The sequence below is a fragment of the Sphingomonas sp. AOB5 genome, from assembly GCF_029433115.1.
Classification (GTDB): domain Bacteria; phylum Pseudomonadota; class Alphaproteobacteria; order Sphingomonadales; family Sphingomonadaceae; genus Sphingomonas.
This window is the reverse complement of the sequence record NZ_JARNTV010000110.1, coordinates 1-5568: the sequence shown is the minus strand read 5'-3', so window position 1 is coordinate 5568 and position 5568 is coordinate 1. Positions and strand designations below refer to the sequence as shown.

Genomic DNA, 5568 nt, shown 5'->3' with positions numbered 1-5568 from the left:
GTCGACAAGGTGAACTGCCCGCCCGTCAACTGCATCCCATCGCCGGAATCCCCGGCAAAACGGACCACGACAGCCTCGGTGATCGGATCATTGGGCGTCATCGCGTTCATGCCAGGCCTCCGGCACAACGCGAGCGAGCGGTTACTCGGGCGAAAGGCCGCGCAGGATGATGCTGAACTGCGGCTCGATCTCGGCGATGCGCGTCGGCTGCTCGGCCGGATTGGCCAGCAGCCAGCGCCGCACGTTCGACATGAAGATCGACAGCAGCACCCACGCCGCGTCGAACGACGTGGTGTCCGCGCGGATCTCGCCCTTGCCCTGCTTGTACTCGACCAGCGCCCTGATCCGCTCGAGCAACGCGGTGCGGCTGTCGAGATAGGTCTTCAGCTGCGGCGTGGTGTTGAACCAGATCGCTTCGCGGAACAGCATCAGCGACACCGGGGCATAGCGCGAGAACAAGGCGACATAATCCTCGAACCCGGCCTTGAGCTGATCGATCACCGGCAGCTCCCATGCCTCGGGCGGGAACATCCGGCCGGACACCGCCGACAATTCCTCGGCCAGCACGAACGCCAGCAGGTCGCGCTTGTCGGTCACATAGTTGAACAGGGTCCGCTCGGCGATGTCGGCGCGTTCCGAAATGTCGCGGAGCTTCGCATCCTCGAAGCCCTTCTCCGAAAACACTTCGAAGGCCGCACGGCGAAGACGTTCGGCCACCTCCAGCTTCTTGCGCTCGCGCCGTCCGACGACGGTCCGCGATCCCTCTTCTGGCGGCACCCCTGCATTCCCCTGTCAACCTCAGCGGACCCATCTTCTATCGTCTCCGGCATGGTTCGTCATTCCCCCCGGCAACCACCGGGAAGATTTGTAGAATCGATCATGAAAGCACGCTCGGGCGCGCGCAGGACTCAGCCGCCGGTGCCCGGCGCGGTGCTGAAATATTTCTCGAACTTGCCCGCCTCGCCCTTGAAGCCGTCGGCATCGGCGGGTGCATCGCGCTTGGTCGTCACGTTCGGCCAGACCTGCGAATATTCGGCGTTGAGGTCCTGCCATTTCTGATCGGCATCGTCGGCGGGCAGGATCGCTTCCGCCGGGCATTCCGCCTCGCACACGCCGCAATCGATGCACTCATCGGGGTGGATGACGAGCATGTTGTCGCCTTCGTAGAAGCAATCGGCCGGGCAGACCGACACGCAGTCCATATATTTGCAGCGGATACACGCGTCGGTGACGACGTAAGCCATGACTCGTCCTGTACTCTAGGGGGTTCGTGGAGGGAGAAAGGGGCCGGCCGTCACTGGCCGTGCCCCTTGGAGAATTTGCCCTGGAACCACTCCTGCACGCTGGTGGCGGCATAGTTGGGCAGCAGTTCGTGGACGGTCCATTCCATCGCGTCATGCGCCATCAGCGGATTGCGCTGGATGAAGTCGTCGACCTCCTCGCGCGTCTCCGCCTGAAGGATCATGCAGCGCGATCCCTTGGGCGTCATCTCGTCCGGGCGCATCATCGCCTGGAGCAGGATCGCGTCCTTCTCCCGCATCGGATTGTGATATTCGCGATGCTGCGGGGTGAGCGCAGGCACGTCCTCCTTGGCGATCAGCTGACGCTTGGACTGGGAAAGAATGATGTACAATTTCATGGGTGTAACGCCTTGCTGACCCGGCTCAGAACCTGAAGCCGGTGCGGATGCCGTAAGTTGCGGGGGGGCCGTAGCTGCCGAGAAAGGCGTTGACCGGGCCGTAATATCCGCCCGAGCGCAGGATCGCTTTGTCGAAGATGTTCTTGGCGAACCCTTCGACAAACCAGTCGCCGTCGCCGATCTCGTAACGGACGCGTGCGTTGAACAGCGACGCCGGATCCTGCACCCCGTCGGCCCAGACGCCACGTTCGCCGAACTCGCTGAAATAGACCTTGCTCTGGAAGCTCCAGTCGCCCTGCACGGTGAGCTGGCCCGGCCCGGCGACGGTGGTGTAGGCGACCGCAAGCTGGGCACTGAACTCGGGCGCACGCTGCAGCCGGTTGCCGCGCACCTGGATCAGCGCATTACCCGCCGACTGATCCAGCGCGAGATAATCGCCATAGCGGCTGTCGAGATAGGAGGCCGAGCCGGACAGCCGCAGCCCGCGAACGGGCAGCGCCTGGAACTCGACCTCCACCCCCTTTACCACCGCGGACGAGGCATTGGCGTTGACCGCCTGCCCGTTGACGATCTGGCCGACCTGCAGATCGGTATAGTCGTAGATGAACGCCGCGAGATTGAGCTGGAGGTGGCGATCGAAGAATTCGTTCTTCGATCCGATCTCGTACGCGAGCAGCTTTTCCGGATCGAACGGCGTGCCGTCGATACCGCCCGACTTGTAGCCGGTGCCGACGCTTGCATAGAGCAGGTGGCGCGGCCCGATCTGCCAGTCGGCCGATGCCTTCCAGTCGAGCCGGTCCCAGGCGCCGCTGATATTCTCGTTGGTGACGACCGGCACGCCCATGTTGAGCACCGTTTCGCGGCCGCCGATATTCGACTTCTCGTCGCGCGAATACCGCAAGCCGCCGGTCAGGGTCACGCCATTGCCGATGTCATAGGACAGTTGGCCGAACGCTGCATAGGAGGTCGATGTCTGCTCGGGCCGGGTCTGGTTCACCGCGATGAAGTTCGGCACGATGACGAAGTTGAAGACCTCGTCGCTCTTCTGGTCGAGATAGAAGGCGCCGATCGTCCAGCGCGCCGGTCCGGTGCCCGATGAAGCGAGCCGGACTTCCTGCGAGAAGGTCTCGTCCTTCAGCGTCAGGGTGAGCCGCAACGGACGGGCGACATTGTAGAGGCCCCCGCCCAGCGGTCCGGCGATGGTGCCCTGGCTGTCCTGATCCTCGCGCCGCCATGCGGAAAGCGAGGTGAGTTCGACATCGCCCAGATCGAGCGTGACTTCGGCGCGGCCGCTATAGGCCTCGATCTCCTGCAGGCCGATATTGGGGGTAACGCGCGGATCATAGCCGGGGCGCAGCGACACGAACGCATTCGCCTGCCCGTCCTTCTTCCAGTAATCGCCGGTCAGCAGGATGGTCAGCCGCTCGGTCGGCTGGAACAGCGAATGGAGGCGCGCCGCGCGGTTCCGGATGCCCGGCGCTGCCGCATTGGCCACCGGGCTGACTTCATAGGCGTCGCGCTCGTCATAGACGAAGGCGCCGCGCAGCGCCCATTTGCCGTCGATCACCGGCGCGTTGACGATCACCTGGCCTTCCAGCGCGCCATAGTTTCCGATCGCGCCCTGTGCCTGCACTTCCCAGTCGAAGCTGGGCTTGCGGGTGATCACGTTGATGCTGCCCGCGGTCGCGTTGCGGCCCCACAGCGTGCCCTGCGGCCCGCGCAGCACTTCGATCCGCTCGATATCGTAGAAGATCGCGTTCGCGCCCGACGGTCGCGAATAATAGATGCCGTCGACATGGAAGGCAGTCGACGGATCGGACTCGTTCGTCGCGCTGTAGACGCCGCGGATCGCGATCTGCACCGAAGCGCGCGAGCCTTCGCCGATCGAAACGTTGGGGACGAACGCCGCCAGCCCCTGCGCATCCTTGACGCCGTTTTCCTGCAGCGCGTCACCCGACACGACCGAAACCGCGAGCGGCGTTTCCTGCACCAGCGTCGTCCGCTTCTGTGCGGTCACCACGATTTCCTGGATCGCCGGGTCTTCGTCCTGATCCGCGGGCGCGGCCTGTTGCGCCTGCGCGGCGGTCGCCGCGAGCGTGGATGCAGATAGCAGCATGAGCAGCGAAAGGCTGCGAGTCACAGGGCTGCGCCGGATTGCATGTACGGTTTCCATCATTTGAAGCTCCCCTCCTGATGATTCGTTTATCGAATTCGCGGCCAAGATAATCATGCAGTCAACTGCGTCAATGCATCATCTGCACGTATAATCGCAGCTTTTCGAGCGATTTACGATTTCGGGAGGGCATCCGGCGGCTGGTCAGTGGCCTTGAGATATCGGACTAAATTCCTGTAAAACGATAATTATGTTTGACGTTCGGCGGTCGCGATGAGAAGGTCCGGACACTCGCTCCGCCGATCCGGCGAGGGCCAAAAAATATTTTTCGGGAGGCGCAAATGTCGGGATCGGTGATGGGTGAGAGCGCTGGGCAACAGGCGGCTCCGGCTTCGGCGATAACCGGTTCGGAGCGTGCGCTGTCCGATGCCTATGCGCAGCTGCGTCCTTCAGCCTATGGTGTCTTCCTGCTCGCCTTGTGCATCGTGGTGGGCATGGTCGAGGGCTATGACGTGCAGGCCATGTCACTCGCCGCGCCGCTGCTCGCACGCGAATGGGGTCTGACCCCGCAGGCGGTGGGATCCCTGCTCTCGGCTTCGCTGATCGGGCAGGTGTTCGGCGGCTTCCTGCTGGCGCCGCTCGGCGACAAGCTCGGGCGGCGGCACGCGATGCTGCTGGGACTTGCCATTGCTGGCCTCGCCACGCTCGCGGGCGCCTATGTGCCCGGCTATGGCAGCATGATCGCGGCGCGCTTCGTCGCCGGACTGGGCCTCGGCCTCGCGCTCGCCAACACCATCGCGCTGGCGATGGAGCTGGTTCCGGGAAGCTGGCGGACGATGGCAGTGGTGCTGGTCTGCTCAGGCTATCCGCTGGGTGCGGCCTGCGGTGCCGCAGCCGTGGGGCAGTTGCTGCCGACCATGGGCGTGGCCGCGGTCTTCTATGTCGGCGCGGTCAGCACGTTGATTGCCTGGGCGGTGTGCATCGTCGCCCTGCCGGAATCGCCGGTGATGATGGTGCGCCAGTCGAGCGACCAGACCCGGCTGCGCGCGCTGTTCGGACGGCTGGGCGTCGCCATCGATCCCGCGGTGAAGCTGGTCGGCGATGCGTCGGGCGCCGCCAAGTCGCGGCTGGCGGAGCTGTTCACGCCCGAGCGGCGCAACACCACCCTGCTGCTGTGGCTGCTCAACTTCGCCAATCTGTCGCTGGTCTATTTCTTCGTGATGTGGACGCCGTCGCTGTTCGTCAGCTCGGGCCTAGATCCGCGCGCGGCGATCCGCGCGACCTCGCTGTTCAGCTTCAGCGGGATCCTGGGCGGGCTGACCTTCGCCGCGCTGCTGCCGCGCATCGGTCCGGTAGCGACCTTGGGCTTCTGTTATGCCGCGACGATCGTAAGCGTCGGCATCTTCGCCGGCATGGCAGCCCCCGCGACCGGCTTCTACGTCGCGCTGGCTGCCTGCGGTTTCCTGATCATCGGATCGCAATTCTGCCTGAGCGCGGTGGTCAACCTCTTCTATCCCGGACCGATCCGCGCGACCGGATCGGGCATGGCGCTCAGCGCAGGCCGGGTGGGCGGCGTGTTCGCCCCGATCGTCGGCGGCTTCATCCTCAGCCATGTCGCCTCGCCGCAACAGGCCTTCTACATCGCACTGGTGCCCGCCGCGATCTCGCTGCTGACCCTGCTCGCGCTGCGTCGGCTGCGGTTGGTGGGGCTGCGTTCGGAGTAAGCTTTTTGATCCACTTGCGTGGATGCGGCACCGGCCCGCTCCCCCACCCGGCCTCCCATCCAGCATATTCTGTGGGAGGCCGGGTGGGGGAG

5 protein-coding genes are annotated in these 5568 nt (G+C 64.5%); 1 reads left to right on the top strand and 4 read right to left on the bottom strand.

Translation table 11 applies throughout. The annotated features are described in order from the left end of the window. Window positions 1–141: 141 nt before the first annotated feature. From P1X14_RS21525 to P1X14_RS21510, 4 genes are all read right to left on the bottom strand, one after another. Window positions 142–777, bottom strand: coding sequence for a helix-turn-helix domain-containing protein (locus tag P1X14_RS21525; protein WP_277317475.1), 636 nt, complete (start codon window positions 775–777; stop codon window positions 142–144). A 131-nt stretch (window positions 778–908) separates the two neighbouring features. Continuing rightward, window positions 909–1244: a ferredoxin FdxA gene (gene fdxA / locus P1X14_RS21520; protein ID WP_277317474.1), complete on the bottom strand. Its 336-nt coding sequence runs from the start codon at window positions 1242–1244 to the stop codon at window positions 909–911. A gap of 50 nt (window positions 1245–1294) precedes the next feature. Then, window positions 1295–1639, bottom strand: coding sequence for a hypothetical protein (locus P1X14_RS21515; protein ID WP_277317473.1), 345 nt, complete (start codon window positions 1637–1639; stop codon window positions 1295–1297). A 25-nt stretch (window positions 1640–1664) separates the two neighbouring features. After that, window positions 1665–3755 (bottom strand): TonB-dependent receptor, encoded by a 2091-nt coding sequence (locus P1X14_RS21510; protein WP_277317472.1) that lies wholly within the window; start codon window positions 3753–3755, stop codon window positions 1665–1667. Between the two features lie 338 nt (window positions 3756–4093). Between P1X14_RS21510 and P1X14_RS21505 the strand changes: the two genes are divergently transcribed. Then, window positions 4094–5476 (top strand): MFS transporter, encoded by a 1383-nt coding sequence (locus P1X14_RS21505; RefSeq protein ID WP_277317471.1) that lies wholly within the window; start codon window positions 4094–4096, stop codon window positions 5474–5476. The last annotated feature ends 92 nt before the right edge of the window (window positions 5477–5568 follow it).

Excerpts from the sequence above, each read along its gene's own strand:
- fdxA (WP_277317474.1), bottom strand. The coding sequence starts at position 1,244 with ATGGCTTACGTCGTCACCGACGCGTGTATCCGCTGCAAATATATGGAC.
- P1X14_RS21515 (WP_277317473.1), bottom strand. The coding sequence starts at position 1,639 with ATGAAATTGTACATCATTCTTTCCCAGTCCAAGCGTCAGCTGATCGCC.
- P1X14_RS21510 (WP_277317472.1), bottom strand. The coding sequence starts at position 3,755 with ATGCTGCTATCTGCATCCACGCTCGCGGCGACCGCCGCGCAGGCGCAA.
- P1X14_RS21505 (WP_277317471.1), top strand. The coding sequence starts at position 4,094 with ATGTCGGGATCGGTGATGGGTGAGAGCGCTGGGCAACAGGCGGCTCCG.